This is a genomic window from Halomonas sp. ND22Bw (genome assembly GCF_003011945.1).
GTDB classification, from domain to species: Bacteria; Pseudomonadota; Gammaproteobacteria; order Pseudomonadales; family Halomonadaceae; genus Halomonas; species Halomonas halophila.
Genome location: NZ_PXWD01001574.1, coordinates 1 through 243, shown reverse-complemented (window position 1 = coordinate 243; position 243 = coordinate 1). Strand labels below are relative to the sequence as shown.

1 protein-coding gene is annotated in these 243 nt (G+C 66.3%); it reads right to left on the bottom strand.

The genetic code is table 11. The features are described 5' to 3' along the window. Positions 1-243 (bottom strand): Hsp70 family protein (locus CVH10_RS23545; RefSeq protein ID WP_146143357.1); only part of this gene is annotated, 243 nt, incomplete at both ends.

Sequence of the window (243 nt, the reverse complement as noted above, 5' to 3'; positions counted from 1 at the left end):
GTCCAGCAGCAGCACGTCCTTGACGTCGCCTTGCAAAACGCCGGCCTGAACGGCGGCGCCCAGGGCCACGACTTCATCGGGGTTCACGCCCTTGTGCGGCTCCTTGCCGAAGAACGCCTTCACGGCTTCCTGGACCTTGGGCATGCGGGTCATGCCGCCGACCAGCACGACATCGGCGATCTCGCTGGCACTGAGGCCGGCGTCGGAAAGCGCCTTCTTGCACGGCTCCAGCGTCCGCTTGAT